Below are 24,531 nucleotides of genomic sequence, written 5' to 3' on the forward strand. Positions count from 1 at the left end.
CTGGGCGCCACCGCTGCCGGCCAGCCGCCGGTTGGCAGCCGGTCAGCCGCCGGACCGCGCCGCCGACCCGCCTCCGCCGAGCGGCACTCGCCGCCACGCCCCGCCGTCGGCGGGCACCGGCGCGGGGGCGAAGTCGTAGCGCGGCCCGTCCGGCCCGAGCGCGAGCAGCGAGATCGAGGAGGACCCCCAGATCCGCCCGTCGCCGAAGTCCCGCCGCTGGATCAGCGCCGCGTCGTCGTCCAGCGGCAGGCCGTCGCCCGCGACGATCGGCAGCCAGTCGCCCCAGGCCCGTTCGGCGGGCCCGTCGCCGGTCGGCTCCGGCCGGGGCGCGGCGGCGAGGCGGGCCCGGAAGCGGTCGGCGCGGGCGGCCATCAGCGCGCGGATCCGCTCGGAGGCGGTCCGGTTGGCGGCCGTGCCCTCCAACCCGTCGTTGAGCACCACGCTGAGGCCGACCGGCAGTTCGCGCTCCTCCAGCCGGCCGCCGCCCCAGCTGGCGACCCGGGCGCCGTCGGGCCGGACCAGGACGAGGTGGAACGGGTCGTACGGGGTGAGGTCGAGGTGGCCGATCCCGCCGTCCCGGACGGCGGTGAGCGGCAGTTCGCCACGGGACAGCCGGGTGTCGGCGGGGGCGAGCGGCCCGAAGCCGTTCAGCAGGCAGGCGGCGGTCCGCCGCCCGGGGTCGACGGCCAGCCAGGTGCCGCCGGCGGCGAGGTCGAGTCCGCCGACCAGGTCCGGCCGGTCCGGCCAGTGGTGGTCCGGCGGCAGCCAGCCGCGCCCGAGGTACTCGTCCCGGACGGAGAGGAGCAGCACCGGCACGGCCGCTCCCGGTTCGATGCTGACGAACGCCGTACACACGATCGCGGCCCCCTGACCTCGCCCGGCGGGGGCACGCGTGGTGGCGCCCCCGCGGTCGATCCTCGCACTCCCGTTCGCGCGCCGGGAGTGCGCGTCCGCGCCCTGAGGCGCCCCAGGGCCCTCCCTTTTCGGCCGCCGCCGTGGCACACTCGCCCCACGGCCGGGCGCAGGCCGAAGTGGCCCAGGATTTCGCGGTTCAAATGCACCAGGGAACAGGTCCACCAGGTCCCTAGGCTGGTGGCCATGACGACGAACGAGCACCAGCCGACCGAGGCCCCGGTCCCGGCCCCCGCCCAGCGCCTCGCGCTGCACAGCCTGGCCCCCGACTTCTACCAGGCCATGATCGCGGTGGACCGCGCCGCCCGGAAGGGCATCGACCACACGCTCGCCGAGCTGGTCAAGGTGCACGCCTCGATGATCAACGGCTGCGCCTTCTGCATCGACATGCACAGCACCGACGCCCTGAAGGGCGGCGAGCAGGACCACCGGCTGCTCTCCCTCCCGGCCTGGCGCGAGACCCCCTGGTTCACCGCCCGGGAGCGGGCCGCGCTGGCCCTCACCGAGTCGGTCACCCTGCTGACCCAGGGCCACGTCCCGGACGCGGTCTACGCCGAGGCCGCCGCCCAGTTCGACGAGACCGAGCTGGCCCAGCTGATCGCGCTGATCGTCACCATCAACGCCTGGAACCGGATCGGGGTGGCCTCCCGGCTCAGCCCGGCCGCCAAGTGAGGCCCGGGGACATGACGAACATGGCGGACATGGTGGACGTCCAGCAGGAGAAGGCCCGGCTGCTCCGGGAACTGCACCGGCCGGGCGAGCCGCTGGTGCTCGCCAACGTGTGGGACGCGGCGAGCGCCCGCCTGGTCGCCGCCGCCGGAGCGCGGGCGGTGGCGACGGCCAGTGCGAGCGTCTCCTGGTCGCTCGGCAGCCGGGACGGCGGCGGCGCCGACCTCGAACAGGTCCTCGTGCGGACGGCGCAGGTGGTCCGTGCGGTGGACCTGCCGGTCACCGCCGACCTGGAGAGCGGCTTCGCGCGGACCGCCGCCGGCGTCGGCGAGTCCGTCGCCGCGCTGCTGGCCACCGGCGCGGTCGGCGTCAACCTGGAGGACGAGGGCCGGCCGGTGGCCGAGGCCGCCGAGCGGATCGCGGCGGCCCGGGCGGCGGCGGACGCGGCGGGCGTGCCCGCCTACGTCAACGCGCGCACCGACGTGTTCCTGCACGGGATCGGCGCGCCGGAGGGCCGGCTGGACGACGCGGTGCGCCGGCTGCGGGCCTACGTCGAGGCGGGTGCGGACGGCGTGTTCGTGCCCGGTGTCGCGGACCGGGAGACGATCGCCGCGCTGGCCGCGGCCGTCCCGGTGCCGCTGAACGTGATGGCGGGGCCGGGCGCGCCGTCCGTCCCGGAGCTGGCGAAGCTGGGCGTGGCCCGGGTGAGCCTCGGCCCCGGGCTGGCCGAGGTGGCGTACGCGGCGGTGCGCCGGGCCGCCGCGGAGGTGTACGCGAGCGGTACCTACACCGCCCTGGAGGGCGGGCTGACCTACCAGGAGCTGAACGGCCTCTTCTGAGCGGGCTTCTCGCGGTCCGACCGGCGCTGAGCGGGCCCGGCGGCGCGGGCCGGGCGGTGCTGGGTGGCGCGGGCCCGGGAACGGCGAAGCCCCGGTTGCCGCCGACGGGGGTGGCGGCAACCGGGGCGGTGCCCGGTGGGCGTGGTCAGCCGATCCGGGTCAGCCGATCTGACCGCTGAGCCCCGGGTGGGTCATCTGGTTGGTGCCGACGGCCTCCACCTCCTGGGCGGTGTGGCCGACCACCGGCAACTTGCCGGCGGCGTGGATGGCGAGGTCGGCCGGGGAGAGGTTGAGACCGTCGGTGAGGCCCCCGGTGGCGTCCGGGGAGCTCGCGGTCTGGGTGGTGGCGGACGCCGCCGGGGCGGCGAGCGCGAGGCCCGCCATGGTGAGGGCGGCCAGGGTGGCGAGTTTCTTCATGCACTGCCGAACGACCCGGGCCGCCTTCAGGTAACCGGGCGGCTCAGACCGTCACCCGCAGGGTTCGCACGCTGTTGCTGATGAAGGAGCCGATCGGCTCCGGCGCGTCGCCCTCGGCGAGGGCCAGCCCGGGGAACCGTCCGAACAGGTGCCGCAGCGCGGTCTCGGCCTCCAGCCGGGCCAGTCCGGAGCCGAGGCAGAAGTGCGGGCCGTGGCCGAGCGACAGGTGCCGGTTGGGCCGCCGGGTGACGTCGAAGCGGTCGGCGTCCGGGTGGTGCCCGGCGTCGCGGCCGGCCGCCGCGTAGGAGGCGAGCAGCGCCTCGCCGCGCCGGATCACCACGTCACCGACCTCGATGTCCTCGGTCGCGTAGCGCAGCGGGAACTGGCCGACCGGCGAGTCGTAGCGCAGCGTCTCCTCGATGACCGCCGACCACGGCTGCTCGCCGGAGAGCACCAGCCGCAGCTGGTCGGGGTGGGCGAGCAGGGCCCGGACGGCGTTGGTGATCAGGTTGAGCGTGGTCTCGTGCCCGGCGACCAGCATCAGCAGCAGGGTGCCGACCAGTTCGGCCTCGCTGAGCCGGTCCCCGGCCTCGCGGGCGGCGATCAGGTCGGTGGTGAGGTCGTCGCCGGGCGCGGCCCGCTTGGCCGCCACCACGGAGCCCAGCAGCGCGTACAGGGCCTGCTGCGCGGCGGCGGCCGCCGCCGGGGTGGCCGAGCTGGAGACCAGGGTGTCGGAGAGCTCGTGCAGCCTGTCCTGCTCGTCCAGCGCCAGGCCGAGCAGTTCGCCGATCACCTGCATCGGCAGCGGGTAGGCGAAGTGCTCGCGCAGGTCGAACGCCCCGTCCAGCTCGGCGACCCGGTCGAGCAGCGAGACGGTGCGGGCCTCGATCGCGGGCGCCAGGTCGGCTATTCGGCGCGGGGTGAAGGCCTGGCTGACCAGGCCGCGCAGCCGCCGGTGGTCGTCGCCGTCGGCGGTGACCATGCCGGGCACGGTGACGAAGTTGAGCAGCGGCCAGCCCTGGGGCAGCCGGCCCTCCCGGAAGGTCGTCCACAGCTGGGCGTTCTTGCCCACCCGGTGGTCGGCGAGCAGCGCCTGGAGGGTGTCGTGGTGGGTTATCGCCCAGACCACCACCCCGCCAGGGAGCTCCACCAGGACCGCGGGGCCGGCCGCCCGGAGGCGGGCGTTCTCCTGGTGCTGGTCGCGTCCGAAGGGGTCGAGTCTGACGGGCTCGGGTCGGGGGTCGACGGCGGTGTCCATGCGGGCCTTTCGGGGGCTGGCGGGCGGGGCGGGGTGAAGGCGCTGTACAGCACCGGCAGGCCGAGCAGGGCCCGTGACCACGGGGACGGGCGCCATCCCAGGTCGCCGGCGGGGACGGCGAGTTGGAGATCGGGCAGGCGGTGCAGCAGGGTCTCGACGGCGGTCTCGACGATGATCCGGGCCGGGTGCTGGGCCGGGCAGACGTGCCGTCCGGCGCCCCAGGCGAGGTGGGCCCGGTTGCCGCCGAGCGAGCCCTGGGCGGCGGAGGCGACGCCCTGGGCGGCCGGGTCGGCGTTGGCCGCGGCCAGGCCGAGGACGAGCATGTCGCCGGCGCTGATGTACTGGCCGCCGAGGACGGTGTCGCCGGTGGCCCAGCGGCCAGGGAAGTTCTGCGTCGGTGGGTCGCGCCAGAGCACCTCCTCCAGCGCGTCGGAGACGGTGAGCCGCCCGCCGGTGAGGGTGGCCCGGAACCGGCGGTCGGTGAGCAGCAGCCGCAGCGTGTTGCCGGTCCAGTTGATGCTGGTCTCGTTGCCCGCGACCAGCATCACCACCAGGTGGTGCACGGCCTCCTCGTCGGTGAGCCCGGCCGGGTGGGCGAGCAGCCAGGAGGTGAGGTCGGCGCTGGGGGCGGTCCGGCGGCGCCGGACCAGGTCGATCAGGATCGCCTGGAACTCGGCGTTGGCGCGCACCGACTTGGGGCCGCTGTCCACGAAGTGGCTGATCAGCTCGACCAGGTGGGGCCCGGCCTCGCGGGGGAGGCCGACCAGCTGGGTGAAGACCAGCAGCGGCAGCGGGCGGGCGTACTGGGCGATCAGGTCGGCGGTGCCGTCCGGGCCCCAGCTGTCGATGAGGTCGTTGGCGCAGGCCTCGGTGGTCTCGCGCAGCTGGCGGTGGTCGATCTGGGCGAGGGTGTCCGAGACGGCGGAGCGCAGCCGCTGGTGCTCGGCGCCGTCCAGGTTGAGCAGGGTGGGCCGCCAGGAGGTCATCGGCAGCAGCCGGGAGTCGGGGGCCAGCCGGCCCTCGGCGGGCACCCGCCAGCGGCGCGAGTCCTTGGAGAACAGCGCCTCGTTGCGGGTGAGTTCGAGCAGTTCGGCGTAGCCGAGGACGAGCCAGGCCTCGACCCCGGGCTCCAGCTCGATCGGCGCGACCGGGCCGTAGCGCTGGCGCAGCCGGGCGTACAGGCCGTGCGGGTCCTCGGCGACGGCGGGGCCGTACAGCGGGGTCAGCGGGAGGCCGGCGGGCAGGCTGCCGCCGTGCGGGAACGGGCAGCCGGGGGAGGCGGTGCCGGGTTCGGGCGCGGTCATCCCTGGAGCTCCAGGATCGAGCTGCGGTGCAGGTGGTCGACGAAGTCGATCAGCAGGTCGTAGGACTGCCGCCGGTCGCGGGCGTCGCAGTGCAGGATCGGTACCTCCGGCAGCAGGTCGAGGGCGGAGCGCAGCTCCTCCTCGGGGTAACTCGGCGTGTCCGAGAAGGTGTTGACCGCCACGGCGAACGGGATGCGCTGCTCCTCCAGGCGGCCGAGCACGTCGAAGCTCTCGTCCGGGCGGCGCAGGTCGACCATGGCGATGGCGCCGAGCGCGCCGCGCGACAGGTCGTCCCAGAGCGGCCAGAACCGCCGCTGGCCGGGCGTGCCGAACAGGTACAGCGCGAGCCGCGGGTTGAGCGTGATCCGGCCGAAGTCGAGCGCGACCGTGGTGGTGGTCTTGCCGGCGCGCCCGGTGAGGTCGTCGATGCCGCTGCTGGCGGCGGTCATCGTCTCCTCGGTGCGCAGCGGAGTGATCTCGCTGAGCGAGCCGACCAGCGTGGTCTTGCCGACCCCGAACGGGCCGGTGACCAGGATCTTCACCGCGCCCTGGACCGAGGACGGCAGGTACCGCGGCTCGGCGGGCAGGTCGGCGGTGGCCCCGGGGGCTTCAGCGGAGTTGGCGGAGGCCAACGAGCACCTCTTCCAGAAGGGTTGCGGGCAGGCGTTCGGCCTGCGGGACGGGCGGGAGGACCTGGACGGCGCCGAGGTCCCAGAGGTCGCCGACCAGCACCTTGACGACGCCGAGCGGCAGCCCCAGGTGGGCCGCCACCTCGGCGATCGACAGCAGGCTGTGGCAGAGCGCGAGGATGCGCCGGTGCTCGCGGTTGAGCAGGGCGTGGTCGGGGAGCTCCGGCGGCTCGGGTAACGCGCTGACCAGGCTCTCGATGGCCAGCTCGGCCCGGGTGGACCGGCTGCGGCCACCGGTGATGACGTAGGGCCGGACCGGCCCGCTCACCGGTGCCCCCCCGCCGCGTGGTCGACCCGCGGCGGGCTGGTGAGGTGGCTGCCGATCCGTTCGACCAGGACCTGCATCTGGTAGGCGACCAGGCCGGCGTCCACGGCGTCGCTGGTCACCACGGCCAGGTGCGCGCCGGCCCCGGCGGCGACGATGAACAGGTAGCCGCCGCCGTACTCGATGATGATCTGGCGGGTGGCGCTGCCCGGTCCGCCGAACCCGGTCGCGACGCCGCGGGCCAGCGACTGGAGTCCGGAGCAGGCGGCGGCGAGCCGTTCGGCGTCCTCGCGCGCGATGTTCGCGCTGCGGCCGATCTCCAGGCCGTCGTTGGAGACGACGACGGCGTGCTGGACCTGCGGGACGTTGACGATGTCGGCGAGCATCCAGCCGAGATCAGGGGTGGTGGTCATGGAACTCTCCGGAGCGCTGGGGAAGTCGGGGGGAAGCGGGCAGGGAAGGGTCGTGCTGGGCCTGGACCCGGGCGGCCGATCGGCCGCTGGCGGTGCCGGCCTGGAACATCGCCATGAACGCCTGCGCGTCCCGGGCCGAGCGGTACGGCGGGGCGGGCGGCGGCGCGGGAGAGGCGTGTTGGGCGGGGCGGGCGGCGCGGTCGCGTCGGTGGCTCCGGCGGGGCAGCGGCGGCGGGGTGTCGGCGGCCGCGGGGGGTCGGCCGGCCGGCGGGGTCTCCACCAGGGGGTGTCCGGCGGGGTGTCCGGTCGGCCGGAGGTCGGTGCTGAACGCCCGGTCGTCCGGTCCGAGGCCGGGGACGGTGGGCGGCAGCGGTTCGGTGAGCAGGGCGTTCGGCAGCATCACGACGACGCGGACGCCGCCGTACGGCGAGGGCGCCGAGCTGAGGGTGACCCGGAAGCCGTACTGCTCGGCCAGCCGGCCGACCGCGGCGAGGCCCAGCTGCGGCACCTCGCCGAGCCGGGAGACCTCCAGGCTGGTGCCGCCGGCGAGGGCGGCGGCGGCCTTGGCGACGGCCTGTTCCGGCATGCCGACGCCACCGTCGTCGATCTCGATGACGGCTCCGTTGTGCACCGGCATCAGGGTGACGAACACCTGGGTGCTGGGCGGGGAGTAGCGGGTGGCGTTGTCCAGCAGCTCGGCGACGGCGTGGATCAGCGCCTCGGCGGCGGCGCCGACCACGGCGGTCTCGATCCGGCTGCGGACCACCACCCGCTGGAACGGCAGGATGCGGGACTGGGCGCCGCGCACGACGTCCTCCAGCGAGACCGGCTCGGGCCAGTGCCGGCCGGCCCGCGCGCCGCACAGCACGGCCAGGGTCTGGGCCAGCCGGGCCTGTTGGGCGGCGGCGTGGTCGGCCTTGAGCAGGCCCTCCAGCAGCGCCGGGTCGTCGTGGGTGCGTTCCATCTCGTCGAGCAGGGCCTGCTGGTCGTGGGCCATGACGAGGATGCGGCGGGCGACGCTGAGGAAGGCCCGCTGGGTGGAGGCGGTGAGTTCCTGCTCCTGCTGGACGGCGGCCAGGTCGGCGCCGCGGCGGGAGAGTTCGGCGCCCAGCTGCTCCTGGAGCCGGGCGAGGTCGCGTCGCAGCCGGTCGGCGCGGCGGCGCTGGGTGACGGACACGGCGCGGTACCGGGCGGTGGCCACGAGGGCGAGGGCGGCGAGTACGCCGGTTGCCGTTGTGCACCACTGAGTCATCGTCACGCCGCGAATTCTAGGGTGATGATCCTACGAAGGTGTGAACGGATCTCGCCAAGTGACCGGATCTCGTCAATATCCAGTCAATACGGCGTCAAACCGGCGCCGTTCGACCGCGATCCGGACGGCCCGAGGACGTTCGTCCCCGGTGGGGCGCCTGCGGCGCGTCGGCCGGGCCGGGCGGCAGATGGCCGAGTCACGTCCCGGGATGTGTGGGGAACGTGTGCACGGTGTTACGGAAGGGGCGACGTCCGGTGCAGGAGCAACAGCGCCACGTCGTCCGGCCGGGACCGCCGCTCGGTCACGTTCAGCGTGAGCAGGTCGGCCAGCCGCTCCAGCGCGGGCGCCGCGCCGACCCGGGTCGGGCCGGTCTGCCGGGCCCACAGCTCCAGCCCGCCGAGCATCCGCTGCACCGACTCGTCGTAGTCCTCCTCGCGGTCCTCGACCAGCCCGTCGGTGTACACCAGCAGCGTCTCGCCGACCGCCAGCCGGCCGACCGTCAGCGGGTACGGCTGCCCCGGGTCCACGCCCAGCGGCGGCCCGCCCGGCAGATCGAGCTCGACGGCCCTGCCGTCCGCGATCCGCACCGGCGCGGGATGCCCGGCCCGGGCCGCGGTCAGCGCGCCGTCGGCCGGGTCCAGGGCCAGGAAGAGGCAGGTCGCGAACAGGTCGGTGTCCAGCTCGGTCAGCAGCCGGCTGGTCCGGGCCAGCGTGGCGGCCGGATCGTGCCCGTCCGTCGCGTACGCCCGCAGGCCGCTGCGCAGCTGGCCCATCACCGCCGTCGCCTCCGCGTTGTGGCCCTGGACGTCGCCGATCACCAGCCCGATCCGGCCGTCCGGCAGCCTCAGCAGGTCGTACCAGTCGCCGCCGATCTGCATGCCCTCGGTGCTCGGCAGGTAGCGGGCGGCACTGGCGATCCCGGGCAGCCGGGGCAGGGTGCGCGGCAGCATCGCGCGCTGCAGCTCGGTGGCGCGGTGGTGGTGGGTGTCGTACAGCCGGGCCCGCTCCAGGGACTGCGCCAGGATCCCGGCGAACGCCGAGTACAGGGTGCGGTCCTCCCGGCCGAACGCCCGCTCGGCGGAGAAGGTGATCAGGCAGGAGCCCACCTGCCGCCCGGAGGCGACCAGCGGCAGCACCGCCCAGGAGGCCGGGGTGAGCGGGCCGTGCCGGCCCCGGTCCGGGCCGGGCTCGCTGAACAGCGGGGCCGAGCGGGTCAGCGCGTGCTGCATCACGTTCTCGGAGAGGTCCGCCAGCCGGGTCAGCTCGGTGCGCCTGGGCCCGCCGTACACGGTGTGCGAGACGGGCAGCAGCCGGCCCTCGTCCACCAGGTCCAGGACGATGCTGGCGGCGCCGAACGCCGGGCGGGCGACGTCGGTGACGGCGGTGGTGACGTCCCGGACGGTCACCGCCCGCGACAGCGACCGGGTGAGCGCGAGCAGCAGCGCCGTCCGTGCCCCGGCCGGGGTGGACTGCTCCTCGGGCTGCTGGTGCCCGGCCTGCTGCCCGGGGTGTTCCCGGTCCCGGTCCCGGTCCCGGTCTCGGCCCCGGCCCTGGTCCCGGTCGGAGAGCAGCCCGGCGACCCGGACCGGCCGACCGTGGACGTCCAGCATCACCTCGCCGGTCTCCTCGATCCGCGCCACCCTGCCGCCCCCGCGCAGCACCCGGTACCCGATCCGGTACCACCCGCCGGTGGTGAGCGACTCGGCGAGCGCCGCCTGCACGTCCGGCAGGTCCTCCGGGTGGACGATCCGGTCCAGCTCCGGGGCGGAGCCGTCGGCGGTGGCGGGCTGGCCGGTGACCCGGAACGCCGCGGCGTCCCAGTAGCTCTCGCCGGTGACCAGATCGCGTTCGAAGGCGCCGTGCCCGGCCGCCCGGACGGCGAGCGACAGCATCGGGTGGGCCAGCCCGGCGGGGCGGCTGCCGGCCCCGTCCGGCGGCGCCCCGGCCGGGTCCTGGGGTATCCGGGCGTCCGCGTGGTCGAGCAGGTGGGAAAGCCGGTGGGCGCAGGCCTCGCCGATGGTCTCCAGGACGTCCAGGTCGCGGCGGGGGACGGTGCCCCGGTGGGCCAGCGCGAGGGCGAGGACGCCGACCGGCCGCTCGTCGACGACCATCGGCAGGGCGATCACGGCGACCATGCCGGTGCCCATGCCGGCGTTCTTGTTCGGGTAGTCGACGCTGGTGTGCTCGGGACTGAGCAGGTAGGGGCGGCGTAACCGCAGGGCCATCGCGGCGGGGAGGTCACCGGCCGGATCGACGATGCTGTAGCGCTCGTGGGCCCAGTCCGGCAGCCCGTGCGAGGCGGTCAGCCGGAGCATTCCGGCGGAATCCAGCAGGTAGAGCGCGGAACCCTCGCCGGTGATCCAGCCCGGCCCCTCGGCGAGGACGGTGCCGAGCAGTTCGGCGGCACTGGTGCAGCCGAGAAGTAAGCGCACGCAGCGCATGGGGCTGCGGGCGGTGGGACTGCTGCGCGGCGTCCGGCTCTCGTCCTCGGAGGGGGGAACCCACGGCGAGGTCAGGTCCATCGGATACCCGGCCTTTCCGCTCTCGGGGGGTGGGTGCCCTCTGGGTGCCCGAACGGGCACTTAATTCTTCATACCTTATTTCTCAAGCGGGTGCTGAAGCGGGTGAATGGTGACCCAGACGGCGCACCAGCACCAGCGTCCGGTCGTCCGCCGCGTCCCGCGCCACCGTCCGGACCAGCCGCTCCGCCGCACCCCGGGTGAGCTGCTGCTGCGTCCGCCACGGCCGCACCACCGGCTCGGCCGCCGCCAGCAGCCGACCCACCCCCTCGTCCAGATCCCGACCCGGCACCTCCACCAGGCCGTCACTGAACAGCAGCAGCGAATCGCCCCGCCGCAGCCGCCCCGACACCGCCGGGTACAGCGCGCCCGACACCAGCCCCAGCGCCGGACCGCCGTGCCCCGACCGCGCCCAGCCGCCGCCGTCCGCCCGGCGGAACTGCGCGGGCGCCGGATGGCCGGCGTTGAACAGCAGGTAGTCGCCCGTCGCCGGACGCAGCGCGAGGTGCACCGCCGTCGCGAAGTCGTCCTCCCAGCCCATCCGCACCAGATGGTCGTTGGCCGCCGGCAGGAACGCTTCCGGCGGCACCCGCCCCAGCAGCATCGCGAACGCGCCCGACAGGTGCGTCGAGCGGGCCGCCGCCCGGCTGCCCTTGCCCGACACGTCCACCAGCAGCAGTTCCAGCAGATCCTCCTCGGGGCGGTGCGCGCACAGCAGGAAGTCACCCGAGAACGAGGTGTCGCCGGCCGGCGCCAGCGCACTGTCGAAGTGCCAGTCGAGCAGCCGCTCCGGAAGCCGGGCCAGCGTCCGGGTGTGCTCGGCCAGCTCCAGCAGCATCGAATCGCCCTGCGTCCCGCGCAGACCCAGCCGGTGCCGGAACCGGTTCGCGGCCAGCACCGTCACCGCGGTCGCGGCCAGTACCAGCGTCACCCCGATCCGCACCCCGAGCGGATCCCGCACCACAGCCCCCAGCACCCCGCCGGCCAGCGCCGCGCACACCAGCACCAGCAGCTGCCCGCGCCGCAACAGCAGCCCGCCGACCACCAGCGGCAGCACCAGCGCCGACGGCGGCCAGCTGTACGGCAGCACGATCGGCAGGACGCTCAGCACCGCCGTCACCCCGAGCAGCACCCCCAGCGCGTACCGCGCGGCCCGGGCGTTCCCGTCCAGCAGCCGCAGGTACCACCGCCGCGCCCTCGCTATCGGTGCGGGCACGTGGACCTCCGCCAAGGGGTCGGCGGTCCCCTGTCATGACCACCAGTCAGCCCGGCCACACTAACCCGTCCACCCCCACCACCCCCAGGCCCGCTGCCTGCCCGCCGCACCGGAAGTCGGCGGGTCCGACTTCTCGCGCACGCCGCGCCTGCTGCGCCTGCCTCGTACGCCGCGCCTGCCGCGCGCACGTCTTGCCGCCGGCCGTTTCCGGGCGCGCCCCCGCGTCCGCCTGTTGCACGGGAAGTCGGCGGGTCCGACTTCCCGTGCACGCCTCACCCGGTGTGGTGGTGGTTCCGCCGTCGTGGGAGGCCGGGCGGGTCGTGCCGCGGTCGGTGCGGTGGCCGGCGTCTCAGGGGGTGGGCCAGGTGCGGAGGCCGGTGGTGAGGAGGGTGATGAGGCGGCTCTGGGTGGTGGCCAGGTCTTCGGCGAGCTGGAAGCCGCCGCCGATGGAGAGGGAGGCGAAGCCGTGGGCGACGGAGCGGACGGTGCGGGCGGCGTGGATCGCCTCCGCGCCGTCGAGGCCGTACTCCCGCAGGACGGCGATGATCACCCCGACGAGCCGGCCGGCCGCGCGGGTGAGGTCGTCGTCCGGCTGCGGGGCCTGGGGGAGGGCGTTGTAGCGGTGCGGGTGCTCGGTGGCGTACGCGTGGTAGGCGCGCAGCACGGTGGCGACGGCGTCGTCCCCGCTGCGGCCGACGGCGGCCTCGGCGAGCCGGTCGGCGAGTTCCTCGGTGACCCGGACGGCGATGAGCCGCCGCAGTTCGGTGAGGCCGCCGCTGACGTGCTTGTACAGCGACGGGGTGGCGACCCCGGCCCGGGCGGCGACGGCGGCCAGGGTGAGGGCGTCGGCGCCCTGCTCGTCGATGAGGGCGAGGGCGTGGTCGACGACCTGCTCGGGGGTGAGTCCTACTCGGGGCATGGTGTGGGCTCTCCGTCGGTGGAAGGCGTACGTGGCGGGGCGGGGCGGGGCGGGGCGTGGTGTGGCGGGGCGTGTGGGCGGGCGGGGCTGACGTGGGCGGACGGGGTGGGCGGGGCTCAGGCGAGTTCGGCGAGGAAGGGCAGCAGGGCGCCGGCGGTGGCCTGCGGGTTGTCGGCCATCGGGTAGTGCCCGGATCCGTCGATCATGACCTTCCGCGCGTTGAGCGCGGCGGCCTGCCGGTCGGCGACGGCCTCCGGCTTGGGGAAGTCGGGGTCCTTGCTGCCCATGATGACGAGCGAGGGGCAGCGGACGGCCGCGGTCCAGCCGACGGGCGCGGAGTCCCCGCCGACGTGTCCGCGGGTGGCGGTCTTGCGGCCGGGGGTGCGCATGGCGGCGACGAGTCCGGCCACGTACGTGTCGAAGTCGGCGGGCTTGGCGCCCGGGTAGGCCAGCTTGCGGTGGTAGAGGCCCCAGAAGGCGGGCGAGTGGACGGTCAGGGCGCCCATGGCGCGGAGGGCGCCGCGCATGAGGGCGCCGGGCGGGGTGTTCTCGACGAAGGCGTCGATCAGGGCGATGCCGGCGACCCGCTCCGGGGCGTCGCCGGCGGCCTTGACGACCGTCGCGCCGGTGTAGGAGTTGCCGACCAGGACGGCGCGGTCGATGCCGAGGTGGTCGAGTAGGGCGAGGACGTCGGTGGCGATGGCGGCGGGGGAGTAGTCGTCCCAGATGATCGAGGATTCGCCGAAGCCGCGCAGGTCCATGGTGATGACCCGGCGGCCGGCGGCGGCCAGCAGCGGGTGGAGGTGCCGGTAGGCGGCGCGGGTGTCGAGCATTCCGGGGAGCAGCACGACGGGGGCGCCGTCGCCCTGCCGGGTGTCGTCGTAGGCGAGGCGGCCGCCGGTGACGTCGAGGTACTGGGTGGTGGGGGCGTTGGTGGCGTTCATGGTGGGCCTCCGGGGGCTGCCGGTGCGGGGCTTCGGCGTGCTGCCGATAGCCATAAAGCTAAGGCTAATAGCCTTAGCCGTCAAGCCTTCGCACCCTGTGGAGCGGGGGAGGTCGGCGGTGAGTGCCTGAATGAAGGGCCGTCCGTTGACGTCCGATCACGTGAGGTGGCGTCAATGGTGTTCAAGCGTGCCCAAGGGGCTCAAGGGGGACAAAACGCCCTTCGCGTCCCAGAGTGCCCCGTCCGTCTCCGGTCGTCCCGGGCGAACGGCTTGGAATCAGGGCCTCCTAGGATTAACGTTTGATAACGCAGCGCGGTCCTCAACGCCGTACCCAGACGGCACCGTGCGCCGTCGCCTAATCCCGCCGACCGGCCTCCGGGCAGGTCAGGGAGCCGGGGAACCACGTTCCTTGGGGTGAATCGGCGGGGCTCCGGCCCGGCCGTAGGAGACCTTCCTGCTCCGAACCCGTCAGCTAACCCGGTAGGCGCGAAGGAAGGAAAGGAGCGCGCCTCCGTGGCGTCGACGCACACCCCGGCACACCCGGCCGGCCTCGCAGCAGGTACCCGGCTCCTCGACCACCCCGGCCCGGACGGCCCCGAGTACGCGGGCCCGGACGCCGAGACCAACCGGCACCGGATGCCGCGTCAGGTCCGTGGGACCTCCCCGTTGCTCGGCGTCACCGCCGTCGCCGCCACCCTGGGCGCCACCGGCTTCGCCTCCGCCACCCCGGCCGCCGCCCCCGCCATCGAGACCCCGGACGAAACCCCGGTCGCCCTCTCCGCCGACCCCGGCCTCGCGCTCGCCGCCCGCATCCAGCTGCAGGCCGACAGCCAGCGCACCGCCGCCGAGGAGGACGCCCGCGTCCAGGCCGCGAAGGAGGCGGAGGCCAAGGCCGCCGCGAAGGAGGCCGAGGCCAAGCGGGCCGCCGAGGAGGCCGAGCGGGCCAAGGCCGCCGCCCTCACCCTGCCGGTGCGCGACTACCACCTCACCGCCCACTACGGCCAGAGCGCCCGCTACTGGGCCCACCTGCACACCGGCCTGGACTTCGCCGCCGACACCGGCACCCCCGTCTACGCGGTCGGCCAGGGCACCATCACCTCGGCCGGCTGGTCCGGCTCGTACGGCTACCGGATCGTCGAGACCCTGCCCGACGGCACCGAGATCTGGTACTGCCACCTCTCCTCGATCATCAAGGGCTCCGGCAAGGTCGGCTCCGGCCAGCAGATCGGCAAGGTCGGCGCCACCGGCAACGTCACCGGCGCGCACCTGCACGTGGAGGTCCGCCCCGGTGGCGGCGCCCCCGTCGACCCGGAGACCTGGTTCCAGCAGCGCGGCCTCAACCCCTGACGCACCCGCGAAGCCCCGGCCGCCGGAACCGAAAGGCACCGGCGGCCGGGGCTTCGCCGCGTCACTCCTGCGCCTGGTCCGCCGCCGGGTCTTCCTGGTCCGCCGGGTCTTCCTGGTCCGCCGGGTCGGCCGGCCCCGCCGGGTGCGGGTCGGGCTCTTCCTGCGCCGGCCCCGCCAGCTCCTTCAGGCGGGCGTCGAACTCCTCTTGCGCCAGCCCCGCCAGATACGCGTCGATCTCCTCCTGCCCCGGCTCCGGCGCGAGGTCCGGGAACTCCTCCACCAGCAGTCGCGGCAGCCCGGGCACCGTCCACTCCCCGTACAGGTCGAGCGCGGCCTCCACCGCCGCCTCCTCGAACGCCCCGAAGTCCCCGGCCAGTTCGTCCGGCATCGGCCGCCCCAGCGCGGTCAGCTCGGTCAGGTTGCGGTAGCTGCGCCGCATCAGGCCCTGCTCCAGCAGCCGGCGCGCGCCGTCGGTGGCCATGCCGACCGAGATCACCCGGGTCGGGCTCCAGCCCTGCTCGTCCACCTCGTCCAGCCAGCCGGTCTGCGCCAGTGCGGCGAACCTGGCCAGCCGCTCCTCCTGCGCCAGCTCCCGGAAGCCGGTCAGCCACTCCCGCACCGCCTCCGGATCCGTGACGTCCGCCCCGTACGCGTGCAGCAGCAGCGCGTACAGCCGGGGCCAGGTCACCAGGTCGGCGCGGCGCAGCAGCCCGGCCGCGACCTCGCCCTGCCACTCGGCCTCGGCGTGCAGCCGCTCCTGGCGCTTGGCGTTGAGCCGCTTGGCGGCCCGCTGGTGGTCGGTCAGCAGCCGGACGGCGGCGCCGTACGCGAACGGGTCCGCCTCCGGTTCGGGTTGGACGTACAGGTAGAGCCGTTCGTACAGCAGGTGCTCCACCGCGTTCGAGGTCAGTTCGGGCCAGCCGTCGTGCATCCTGCCCTCGCCCAGCTCCAGCAGGGCCAGCACCGCGCGCAGCGGCGCTTCGGCCACCGGGGTGCGGTCCTCTTCCGCCGCCCAGGCGAGCAGGTCGGCGGCCCTGGTGCGCGGGGCGAGCCGCAGGTCTTCGTCGTTCATAGCTCGAACGGTAACCGCTGGCCGGGAGTAGGGTCGGCTGCCATGGTCCCCGTACGACTCACCGGCCCCCGGCTGGCCATCCGCGAGTATCACCACACCCCCGGCGACGTGGACGCGCTGCACGGGCTGTTCGGCGACCCGGAGGTCACCCGCTACCTCCCCTTCGAGCCGCGCGACCGCGAAACCTGCGCCGACCAGATCGAGCTCTACCTGGAGGAGGCGATGGCGCCGGAGCGGGACACCTACCGGCTGGCCGTCACCCGGCGCGACGACGCCGAGGACCCGGTGGACGCCGTGCCGATCGCCCACGCCTCCCTCACCCTCGGCAAGCACCGCTCCGCCCACCTCGGCTACGTGCTGGGCCGCGACGTCTGGGGCCGCGGCTACGCGGGCGAGATCGCCGGCCTGCTCTGTGAGCTCTCCTTCGAGGCCCTCGGCGTGCACCGGCTGGCGGCCCGGGTCGACGTGGACAACGCCGCCTCCGCCAAGGTGCTCGTCCGGCTCGGGTTCCAGCTGGAGGGGCGGGTCCGGCACGACCTGTACAAGGGTGGCGCCTGGTCCGACTCGTACCTGTACTCGCTGCTCGCCGACGAGTGGACCGGCGCGACCGGCTGACCTTTCGGCGCGGACGTCCGGCGCGGACATCTGGCGCGGACCCGGGGCAGGCCTGCCAGGTCAGGCCCGGGGGGTTAACCCCACCCCCGATCCGCCAGGCCTCCGGATCCTCCCCGGCCCGCCGTTCGACCAGACTGATGCCATCAGCAGCCGAGAACGAGGGACCGGGGCCGGGACATGAGCATCAGCCGAAGCACGCAGGACCGCGAGTGGGACGTCCTCGGTGGTTACGGCGACGACCCGCGTCCCGCTCGGGCCCACCGGACCGAGGAGCCGCCGGCCGTCTGGCGGGCGCCGTTCTCCAAGCACTACTACCGCGAGATCGGCTACACGCTCACCGGCCTGCCGCTGTCGGTCATCGGCTTCTCCGTCTCGATCATCCTGTTCTGCATGGGGGTCGGAACCTTCGTCACCGTCCTCGGCCTGCCCGTGCTCGCCCTCCTGACCACCGTCGCCCGCGGCATGGGCCGGATGGAGCGGGCCCGGGTGCGCGGCATGCTGGCCCTGGACGTGCCCGCCCCGGCGCCGGTGCGCCAGACCCGCCCGGGCACCTGGGGGGCGATCACCGCGCGGCTGGCGGACCCGGCCGGGTGGAAGGCCGCGTTCTACCAGGTGGTGATGTTCCCGTGGGCGGTCCTCAGCTTCGCCCTGTCGCTGGTGTTCCTGCTGCTCGGCTGGGCGATGGCGCTGTACCCGCTCTACCAGTGGGTCTTCCCGGCCTTCACCCCGTGGCGCGGGTACCGGCTCTTCGACTTCTACGACAGCGACAACGTCCAGCACGTCTACTACGTCGAGGGGGCCTGGCAGATCGCCGGCTTCTCGCTGGTCGGGGTGCTGCTCATCATCCTCACCGCCCAGCTGGTCCGCGGCCTGACCAACGTGAACCGGGCCGCCGCCCAGGGCCTGCTCGGCCGCTGAACCCCGCGGGCCTTCCCGGTCCCGCCCGCTTCCCCGGTCCCGCCCGCCTCACCGGCCCCGCCCGCCTTCCCGGCCCCGCCCGCGCCCCGGACGTGCTCCGGATGCGGACGGGGCCGGCCCGTGTTCGGATGGCCGAGTGGCCGCCGCACACACCCCCGCCGACCCGGGCGCCCTGGGCCGGGACATCCTGGTCACCTCCCGCCCGCTGGACGAGTACTGCGACCTGTTCGACCTCACCCGGGCCCAACTCGCCGCGCTGCCGGGCCCGGTGCTGGACTGCCCGGGCGGCGCGGCCGGCCTGGCCGCCGAGGCGCGCCGGCTCGGCTGCCGGGTGATCGCCGCCGACCCGGCGTACGCGCTCCCCGCACCCGAGGTCGCGGCCCACGCGCTGGCGGCCCGTGCGTCGATGGCCACCGCGATGGCCGCCCGCCCGCACCTGTACCCGTCGCCGCGCTCCTGCCGACCGGACCGCTACCTGCGCAGCTGGGACCGCGCCCGCCGCCTGTTCGCCGCCGACTCGGCCGCGCACCCGCAGCAGTACGTGGCCGCCGCGCTGCCCCGACTGCCGTTCGCGGACGGCGCCTTCGCGCTCACCCTGAGCGGCTACCTGCTCTTCGCCTACCCCGAACTGTTCGGCCCCGAGCGACAGTTGGCCGCCCTGGTGGAACTCGTCCGGGTGACCTCCCCGGACGGCGAGGTCCGCGTCCAGCCGCTGCACGACGGCCACGGCCTCCGCTGCGCCCACCTCGACCCGCTGCGGTACGCGCTCGGCGAGCGCCGCGTCGCCAGCGAGATCCGCCGCTTCCCCCGCGCCGCGGACGGCCGCACCCGCCGCGTCCTGGTCCTGCGGTCCGCCGACCACCGCCGCCGGTCCGCCGCCGAAAAGTAATGGTCTCTCCTGGTCAGCACCCCTATACTCGCCCGCATGAGCGAGACGACCATCAGGCGCGCCGGGGCGGCCGACGCCGACCGGCTCACCGAGCTGATCCAGGCCTCCACCGCCTACCGCGGCGACTACGCGGCGATGATCGACGGCTACCGGGTCACCCCCGAGTACGTCGCCCGGCACGAGGTGTTCCTGGCCTCGGACCCGACCACCGACCGACTGCTCGGCTTCTACGGCCTGATCCGCGAACCGGCCGAACTGGACCTCATGTTCGTCGCCGACGAGGCCCAGGGGCTCGGCATCGGGCGGAAGCTGATCGCGGACATGCTGGAGCGCGCCCGGGCGGCCGGGATCGCCTCGGTCAAGGTGGTGTCCCACCCGCCCGCCGAGGGCTTCTACCTCCAGATGGGCGCCGAGCGCACGGGCACCCGCCCGCCGCAGGTCAAGACGCCCTGGGAGCAGCCCGAACTGCGCTTCACCGTCAAGGAGTTCAGCAGCTAGCTGTGGTCGCCCGCCGACGGAGCCGACTGGACGGGCTGAGCGGGCTGAGCGGGTGGGGCCGACTGTCCCGACTGTCCCGGTTGGGCAGGCTCGACGGGTGGGGCCGGCTGCGTCGGGACGAAGGCCGTCGCCTCCAGTCGGGACAGGATCTTCTCCGCCAGCCAGCTGCGGTCCGACCCGTACGGGATCCCCTCCGGCAGCACCAACTGCCCGGCCACCGCGTCCCGCAGCCGCTGCGCCTCGGCGCCGGGCAGCCGGGAGAGCAGCCCCCGGGCGGCCAGCAGCGCGTGGTACTGCTCGAAGCCGGAGCGCGGGCGCTCGATCGCGTCCAGCAGGCTCGGCAGGTCGGCCAGCGACGGGTCGCCCTGCATCAGCGCGAGCGCCTGGATCCGGCGGCCCTCGGAGCCGTCCGCGTACAGCGCCCGCACCTGGTCGGCGGTCAGCGCCGAGCGGCGCGCGGTAGAGCGGACCTCGGCCACCACGCCCTCCGGCCCGGACGAGGGCGAGGAGGCGGGCGGCAACTGCGCGGCCAGCGCGGCCGACTGCTCCGCGCTGCCCCCCAGCAGCCCGAGCTGCTGCATCGCCCGGACCCGCAGGTCGTCGGCGCCCACCTTGTCGCCTCGCCGGTCGCGGTCCTGCCCGGCGAGGAAGAGGTCCAGGGCCTGGTCGGCGTCGGTCAGTACCTGCGGCAGCGCGAGCCTGGTCACCAGCCAGCCGGCCAGGAAGCCGAAGACCACGAAGTACAGCACCAGTGCCGCCGCGAACGGCACCGCGGCGTCCTCCCCGCCCAGCGCGGGGGCCAGTGCGGTGCCGAGCTGGTGCAGCCGCTCGCCGAGCGAGCCGAGCTGGGTCAGCCCGACGCCCAGCAGCACCTTGGTCAGCCAGTCGGACACCTGCTCCAGGTTGGTGTTCGGGGCGTACGAGCCCTGCGGTTCGCCGCTGCCGCTGCGCACCCGGGGCACCCCGAACAGGAAGCCCAGCGCGCCGCCGAGCACCGTCGAGGCCCCGGCCACCACCAACCCGCCGCCGAAAGCCTGCCAGGCCTGCTCCCGGCCGAGCGAGAAGAGCAGCAGCCCGAGCAGGCCCGTCCCGGCCAGCGCCCCGGGCGCGGCCCACCGTGCCGTCCGCAGGGCCGTCGTGCCGCTCCGCCGCCGCGCCTTCGCCATCGCCTACCCCCTGTGCCCGCGCCGCTCCGCTCCGGAACCCGCGCCGACTCTAGCGCCGCGGCCCCACCGCGGGAACGACCCGGGGGCGCCCCGGACAGGGCGCGGGTGACGACCAAGAACGCCGGAAGACGCCGGAAGACGCCGGAGGGCGGCGGAGAACGCAGACAGCCCGCAGGCTGCTCCTCCGCGCCGGCCCGTGCACTGGCCTGGCGCCGAGGCACCGGGGATGTTCCGGTGGGCCTGCGGGCCGGGTGACTGCTATGGATTTCGCCTGCCGGAGGCCTCAGGCCTCACCCCGCGCAGGCAGGGGCGGCTCTAGCGAGCAGCCACCTCACGCATCCTGATGGAACTCAATTCAGGATCACCTCCCTTCAGTGTGCCGCCACGATAGGCAGCCCACCGATCGGAGGGCAACGGATTTATCGGTGGCCCGCCCGGCGGCCGTCGGCCGGGCCGCCGTCGTTCGGGAGGTCTCCGCTGACGAGGGCCCAGGTCCTGTTGCGGCTTCGCGGCAGAACGTTCCTTCGCCGTGCCGGGGAACGCGAAAGGCCCGGAGGACGAATCCTCCGGGCCTTTCGTTGCTACTGAGTAGCGGGGACAGGATTTGAACCTGCGACCTCTGGGTTATGAGCCCAGCGAGCTACCGAGCTGCTCCACCCCGCGTCGGTAAACACAACAATACGGGGAAGTCGCCGAGATGGGAAATCGGTTCTTCAGACCACCCTGGCGGAGCGCCTGTCGCGCCGGGCGGCGTGCCGGGCAGCCCGGGACCTGGCCCAGGCCGCGAAGCAGACCAGCGCGGCGAAGCAGGGCACCATCAGCGCCCCGTACACCACCAGGAAGCCGTCCGTGCCGAGGTCGGCGGCGGCGTTCCAGGTGCCGTGCAGCGCCATCGCGAGCAGCAGCCCGGTCGGCGCGGCCAGCCGGGCCAGCCAGCGCCGACCGGTGGTCAGGGCGACGGCCAGGCCGATCCCGGTGAGCGCGGTGAACAGCGGGTGCGCGAAGGGGGAGAGCAGGGCGCGCAGCACGAAGGTCTGCACGGTGCCGTCGAAGTCGCGCAGGCTGGGCGGATCGCCGAGGCCGATGCTGTCCAGCCGCTGCCGCTGGTCGGTGGTGAACGCCCGGCCCAGGTAGAGGGCGTTCTCGGTGAAGGCGAAGCCGCAGGCGGTCATCCCGCCGAGCACCACCCCGGCCGCCAGGGTGCGGGGCCGGGAGCGGCGGTGCGGGCCGCCGCCGGAGGGCGGGGCCGGGCGCAGGTACGGCAGCGGGCGCAGGTAGGGGCGCAGCCGCAGCCGGCCCCGGGCGTGCGGGACGGCCGGGCGGCGGGCGTACGTCCGGGGGAGCCGGGGGGCCGGCAGCCGGTGCAGCAGCGGAGCGCAGGGGCGGCCGGTGCGGCGGCCGTGGCAGCGCAGCCGCTGGCCGAGCGGCAGCAGCAGCACCAGCAGGGCGGTGGCCTTGGCGGTCTCCTCGATCAGCGGGGTGGCGATGCCGGCGCCCAGCAGTTCGCCGAGCGGGCCCTGGTGCGAGGTCAGGTAGCTGGCGGTCCAGTTGTTGGCCACGATGGCGACGGTGGTGGCCGCGCAGGCGCCCCAGCCGAGGCAGAACACGGTGTGCCGCAGCGGCACCCGGGCGGTCAGGTTGAGCCAGGCCAGGGCGCCGAGCACGAACGGCAGCGGCACCATCGCCAGGCCGACGCCGACCAGCAGTCCGACGGTGCCGGTCTGCCGCTGGACCAGGTGCAGGATCAGCACCCCGCAGCCGGCCAGGGTCAGTACGGCGGTGGCGGTGACGGAGGAGACCGCCACCGAGCGGCCGCGCCGGGGCGGTGCGGCGGCTCCGGCCGGTGGCGGTGAAGCGGCGCCGGCCCGGGGCGCGAGGCGGTGGGCCCGGCGCCTCCGGGGCCCCGGGATGGTCCGGGTGTCGCCGGTGCGCGGGACCGTCTCCGGTGCGTCGGCGGCGGCCTGGACGGTGGCCCGGGACCCGCCGCCGGCCGGGCTGCCCATGCGGCACAGGGTAGGCCACCGCACCCGCCCGTCGGGAGGACTCGGGACGAACCGTCCGCCCGGGGAACGGCCCCCCGGTCAGCGCGTGGTGGCCTGTTCGAACGGCCGACGGCGGCTCAGCGGCGGCGGAACAGCAGGTCGTGGACGACGTGCCCCTTGGCCAGTCCGGCCCGTTCGAACTTGGTGACCGGGCGCCAGTCCGGCCGCGGCGCGTAGCCGGGGATGCTGCCGTCCGGGTGGTCCGCGGGCTCCAGCCAGCCGCTGCCGTCACCCTCGGGGTGCAGGTTCTCCAGCTCCGGCGAGGCGGACAGCACGGCCAGCATCTGCTCCGCGTACGGCTCCCAGTCGGTCGCGCAGTGCACCAGGGCGCCGGGGGCGAGCCGGGGCAGCACGAGCTCCAGGAAGGACGGCTGGACCAGCCGGCGCTTGTGGTGCTTGGGCTTGGGCCACGGGTCGGCGAAGTAGACCCGCAGGCCGGCCAGCGAGGCGTCCGGCAGCATGTCGCGCAGCAGGATCACGGCGTCGCCGGCGGCCGGCCGCACGTTCCGCGAGCCGTCGCGCTCCAGCAGGCCGAGCAGGTTGCCGTGGCCGGGGGTGTGGACGTCGGCGGCGAGGATGCCCATGGCCGGGTCGGCGGCGGCCATGGTGGCCGTGGTCTCGCCCATGCCGAAGCCGATCTCCAGGGTGACCGGCAGCTCGCCGAACAGCTCCCGCAGGTCGAGCGGGCTGCCGTCGATCGGTATGCCGTAGGCCTCCCAGCCCCGGTCCAGGGCGCCCGCCTGGGCGTTGGTCATCCGGCCCCGGCGCGGCTGGAAGCTGCGGATGCGCCGCTCGCGGTGCTGGGCGTCGGTGGCCTTGTGCGGGTACATCGGCGCGGGGTAGCCGGCCGGCGCGGCGGACAGCCGGGCGGACGGCGAGGGCTGGGGGATCGGGGCGGTGGCAGTCACAATTCCCCGAGTCTACGGGGACCCCGGGCCCCTCCCGAAGGTGCTGTGACCGGGCTCATCCGCCGGCCTCCAGTGCCGCCAGCGCCCGGCGGGCCACCTCGCGGCCGATCGGCAGCGAGGCCGTGGCGGCGGGGGAGGGGGCGTTCAGCACGTGCACCGCGCGGCGCGGGGAGCGCGGGTCGGCCGGGTCGAAACCGGCGAAGGCGAAGTCGTCCAGCAGTGAGCCGTCCCGGGCCACGGCCTGGGCCCGGACCCCGGCGCCGGCCGGCACCAGGTCCTCGGGGGCGACCGCGGGCAGCAGCCGTCGCACGGCGGCGGTGAACGCCCGCTTCGACAGCGAGCGGTGCAACTCGCCCACCTCCTGGCGCCAGTGCCGCCGGGCGATCCGCCAGGTGCCGGGGAAGGCCAGCGTCCCGGCCAGGTCGCGCGGGCGCACGGTGCGCCAGTCGTAGCCCTCACGGGCCAGCGCGGGCACCGCGTTCGGGCCGACGTGCACGTCCCCGTGGACGCCCCGGGTGAGGTGCACGCCGAGGAACGGGAAGGCCGGGTCGGGCACCGGGTAGACCAGGCCGCGCACCAAGTCCCGTCGCCCTTCGGCCAGTTCGTAGTACTCGCCGCGGAACGGCACGATCCGCACCCCGGGCTCGTCCCCGGCCAGCCGGGCGATCCGGTCGCTGTGCAGCCCGGCGCAGTTCACCAGCACCTGGCAGCGCAGTTCCCCGGTGGAGGTCTGCACCGTCACGCCGTCCGCCCGCCGGGCCGCCGCCCGCAGCTCGCAGCCGAGTCGGAGCTCCGCACCCGCCTCCCGGGCCAGCCGGGCGTAGGCGGTGGCGACGGCCGGGAAGTCGCAGACGCCGGTCGTACCGACGTGCAGCCCCGCCACCCCGGTGACCTGCGGCTCGTACCGGGCGATCCCGGCCCGGTCCACCTCGGTGACGGGGATGCCGTTCGCCCGCCCGCGCTCGGCCAGCGCCGCCAGCCGGGGCAGCTCCTCCGGGCCCGTGGCCACGATCAGCTTGCCGGTGACCTCGTACGGGACACCCTGCTCGCGGCAGAACGCCACCAGCTCGGCGGCGCCCGCCACCGCGTACCGGGCCTTGTACGAGCCCGGCCGGTAGTAGACGCCGCTGTGGATCACCCCGCTGTTGCGGCCGGTCTGGTGGGCGGCGAAGCCGGGCTCCTTCTCCAGCACCGCGAGCCGCAGCCCCGGCCGGGCCCGGGTCAGCGCGTACGCGGTGGCGAGGCCGACGATCCCGCCGCCCACCACCAGCACGTCGAAGTCGTACGCCACCGCCCGCTCCTCGCAGTCCGCCCGGCTCCCCCCGCCGCCGATGCTGCCACGCCGGGCGGGGCCGGTCGAGGGCGCCGAGGGGCGGGCGGTGGCGCCGGCCGGCGGTGTCGGGCCTGGGTGCCCGGGGCCCCTCTTGCCGGTGCACCTCAATGACCGCCGGGCTCGCCCC

General features: G+C 75.1%; 24 protein-coding genes, 1 tRNA gene and 1 riboswitch. Of the genes, 7 read left to right on the forward strand and 18 right to left on the reverse strand.

Features of this window, described 5'->3' with window-relative positions:
* Positions 1-42: 42 nt before the first annotated feature.
* Positions 43-1,167, reverse strand: coding sequence for an NRDE family protein (locus ACFVHI_RS03945; RefSeq protein WP_380335482.1), 1,125 nt, complete (start codon positions 1,165-1,167; stop codon positions 43-45).
* Between ACFVHI_RS03945 and ACFVHI_RS03950 the strand changes: the two genes are divergently transcribed.
* Positions 1,099-1,584 (forward strand): carboxymuconolactone decarboxylase family protein, encoded by a 486-nt coding sequence (locus ACFVHI_RS03950; RefSeq protein WP_063348311.1) that lies wholly within the window; start codon positions 1,099-1,101, stop codon positions 1,582-1,584. The genes ACFVHI_RS03945 and ACFVHI_RS03950 overlap by 69 nt on opposite strands.
* An 11-nt stretch (positions 1,585-1,595) precedes the next feature.
* Positions 1,596-2,420, forward strand: a complete 825-nt coding sequence (locus ACFVHI_RS03955) for an isocitrate lyase/phosphoenolpyruvate mutase family protein (RefSeq protein WP_380335485.1) — start codon at positions 1,596-1,598, stop codon at positions 2,418-2,420.
* Positions 2,421-2,579: 159 nt separating this feature from the next.
* On the opposite strand, the gene ACFVHI_RS03960 is transcribed toward ACFVHI_RS03955, so the two are convergent.
* The 11 genes from ACFVHI_RS03960 to ACFVHI_RS04010 all read right to left on the reverse strand — a co-directional run bounded on the left by ACFVHI_RS03960 (position 2,580) and on the right by ACFVHI_RS04010 (position 13,670).
* Complete coding sequence (locus ACFVHI_RS03960) at positions 2,580-2,837, reverse strand: hypothetical protein (RefSeq protein ID WP_063348310.1); 258 nt, start codon at positions 2,835-2,837, stop codon at positions 2,580-2,582.
* A gap of 43 nt (positions 2,838-2,880) precedes the next feature.
* Positions 2,881-3,987, reverse strand: a complete 1,107-nt coding sequence (locus ACFVHI_RS03965) for a cytochrome P450 (protein WP_380335488.1) — start codon at positions 3,985-3,987, stop codon at positions 2,881-2,883.
* Positions 3,951-5,399 carry a cytochrome P450 gene (locus ACFVHI_RS03970; RefSeq protein WP_380335490.1) on the reverse strand — a complete coding sequence of 483 codons (1,449 nt, stop codon included), beginning with the start codon at positions 5,397-5,399 and terminating at the stop codon, positions 3,951-3,953. Before ACFVHI_RS03970 ends, ACFVHI_RS03965 begins: the two co-directional genes overlap by 37 nt.
* Positions 5,396-6,031: an ATP/GTP-binding protein gene (locus ACFVHI_RS03975; RefSeq protein WP_380335493.1), complete on the reverse strand. Its 636-nt coding sequence runs from the start codon at positions 6,029-6,031 to the stop codon at positions 5,396-5,398. Before ACFVHI_RS03975 ends, ACFVHI_RS03970 begins: the two co-directional genes overlap by 4 nt.
* Positions 6,009-6,356, reverse strand: coding sequence for a DUF742 domain-containing protein (locus tag ACFVHI_RS03980; protein WP_350880532.1), 348 nt, complete (start codon positions 6,354-6,356; stop codon positions 6,009-6,011). Before ACFVHI_RS03980 ends, ACFVHI_RS03975 begins: the two co-directional genes overlap by 23 nt.
* Positions 6,353-6,766, reverse strand: coding sequence for a roadblock/LC7 domain-containing protein (locus tag ACFVHI_RS03985; protein WP_063348307.1), 414 nt, complete (start codon positions 6,764-6,766; stop codon positions 6,353-6,355). The genes ACFVHI_RS03980 and ACFVHI_RS03985 overlap by 4 nt, the downstream gene beginning before the upstream one ends.
* Complete coding sequence (locus ACFVHI_RS03990; protein ID WP_063348306.1) at positions 6,750-8,018, reverse strand: sensor histidine kinase KdpD; 1,269 nt, start codon at positions 8,016-8,018, stop codon at positions 6,750-6,752. The genes ACFVHI_RS03985 and ACFVHI_RS03990 overlap by 17 nt, the downstream gene beginning before the upstream one ends.
* Before the next feature lie 233 nt (positions 8,019-8,251).
* Complete coding sequence (locus tag ACFVHI_RS03995; protein ID WP_380335496.1) at positions 8,252-10,540, reverse strand: SpoIIE family protein phosphatase; 2,289 nt, start codon at positions 10,538-10,540, stop codon at positions 8,252-8,254.
* Positions 10,541-10,622: 82 nt separating this feature from the next.
* Positions 10,623-11,753: a PP2C family protein-serine/threonine phosphatase gene (locus tag ACFVHI_RS04000; protein WP_079135705.1), complete on the reverse strand. Its 1,131-nt coding sequence runs from the start codon at positions 11,751-11,753 to the stop codon at positions 10,623-10,625.
* Between the two features lie 349 nt (positions 11,754-12,102).
* Positions 12,103-12,672, reverse strand: coding sequence for a TetR/AcrR family transcriptional regulator (locus tag ACFVHI_RS04005; protein WP_063348304.1), 570 nt, complete (start codon positions 12,670-12,672; stop codon positions 12,103-12,105).
* Positions 12,673-12,788: 116 nt separating this feature from the next.
* Positions 12,789-13,670, reverse strand: coding sequence for an alpha/beta fold hydrolase (locus tag ACFVHI_RS04010; protein WP_380335500.1), 882 nt, complete (start codon positions 13,668-13,670; stop codon positions 12,789-12,791).
* Between the two features lie 288 nt (positions 13,671-13,958).
* A riboswitch (cyclic di-AMP (ydaO/yuaA leader) is annotated at positions 13,959-14,117 on the forward strand.
* Positions 14,118-14,129: 12 nt separating this feature from the next.
* Here ACFVHI_RS04010 and ACFVHI_RS04015 point away from each other — a divergent pair.
* Positions 14,130-14,963 (forward strand): M23 family metallopeptidase, encoded by an 834-nt coding sequence (locus ACFVHI_RS04015; RefSeq protein ID WP_063348302.1) that lies wholly within the window; start codon positions 14,130-14,132, stop codon positions 14,961-14,963.
* Between the two features lie 61 nt (positions 14,964-15,024).
* On the opposite strand, the gene ACFVHI_RS04020 is transcribed toward ACFVHI_RS04015, so the two are convergent.
* Complete coding sequence (locus ACFVHI_RS04020; RefSeq protein ID WP_380335504.1) at positions 15,025-16,035, reverse strand: hypothetical protein; 1,011 nt, start codon at positions 16,033-16,035, stop codon at positions 15,025-15,027.
* 42 nt (positions 16,036-16,077) lie between these two features.
* On the opposite strand from ACFVHI_RS04020, the gene ACFVHI_RS04025 reads away from it, so the two are divergent.
* The 4 genes from ACFVHI_RS04025 (at position 16,078) to ACFVHI_RS04040 (ending at position 18,955) form a co-directional block, all read left to right on the forward strand.
* Complete coding sequence (locus tag ACFVHI_RS04025; RefSeq protein ID WP_380335507.1) at positions 16,078-16,650, forward strand: GNAT family N-acetyltransferase; 573 nt, start codon at positions 16,078-16,080, stop codon at positions 16,648-16,650.
* Between the two features lie 177 nt (positions 16,651-16,827).
* Positions 16,828-17,568: a sensor domain-containing protein gene (locus tag ACFVHI_RS04030; RefSeq protein WP_380335510.1), complete on the forward strand. Its 741-nt coding sequence runs from the start codon at positions 16,828-16,830 to the stop codon at positions 17,566-17,568.
* Positions 17,569-17,704: 136 nt separating this feature from the next.
* On the forward strand, positions 17,705-18,457 hold the full coding sequence (locus tag ACFVHI_RS04035; RefSeq protein ID WP_380335512.1) for a hypothetical protein: 753 nt from the start codon (positions 17,705-17,707) through the stop codon (positions 18,455-18,457).
* A 36-nt stretch (positions 18,458-18,493) separates the two neighbouring features.
* Entirely contained in the window at positions 18,494-18,955 is a 462-nt protein-coding gene (locus ACFVHI_RS04040; protein ID WP_363376805.1) for a GNAT family N-acetyltransferase, read from the forward strand.
* On the opposite strand, the gene ACFVHI_RS04045 is transcribed toward ACFVHI_RS04040, so the two are convergent.
* The 5 genes from ACFVHI_RS04045 to lhgO all read right to left on the reverse strand — a co-directional run bounded on the left by ACFVHI_RS04045 (position 18,952) and on the right by lhgO (position 24,362).
* Complete coding sequence (locus tag ACFVHI_RS04045; protein WP_380335515.1) at positions 18,952-20,121, reverse strand: hypothetical protein; 1,170 nt, start codon at positions 20,119-20,121, stop codon at positions 18,952-18,954. The two genes, ACFVHI_RS04040 and ACFVHI_RS04045, sit on opposite strands and share 4 nt — an antisense overlap.
* 589 nt (positions 20,122-20,710) lie before the next feature.
* Positions 20,711-20,784 (reverse strand) — tRNA-Met (locus ACFVHI_RS04050).
* A gap of 50 nt (positions 20,785-20,834) precedes the next feature.
* A complete protein-coding gene (locus ACFVHI_RS04055) occupies positions 20,835-22,124 on the reverse strand; it encodes a PrsW family intramembrane metalloprotease (RefSeq protein WP_380335518.1) in 1,290 nt (429 codons plus the stop codon).
* 116 nt (positions 22,125-22,240) lie between these two features.
* A complete protein-coding gene (trmB, locus tag ACFVHI_RS04060) occupies positions 22,241-23,071 on the reverse strand; it encodes a tRNA (guanosine(46)-N7)-methyltransferase TrmB (protein ID WP_208869083.1) in 831 nt (276 codons plus the stop codon).
* Positions 23,072-23,126: 55 nt separating this feature from the next.
* Positions 23,127-24,362: an L-2-hydroxyglutarate oxidase gene (gene lhgO, locus ACFVHI_RS04065; protein WP_380335521.1), complete on the reverse strand. Its 1,236-nt coding sequence runs from the start codon at positions 24,360-24,362 to the stop codon at positions 23,127-23,129.
* Positions 24,363-24,531 lie beyond the last annotated feature (169 nt).

It is taken from the genome of Kitasatospora sp. NPDC127121, assembly GCF_042677305.1.
Classification (GTDB): Bacteria; Actinomycetota; Actinomycetes; order Streptomycetales; family Streptomycetaceae; genus Kitasatospora.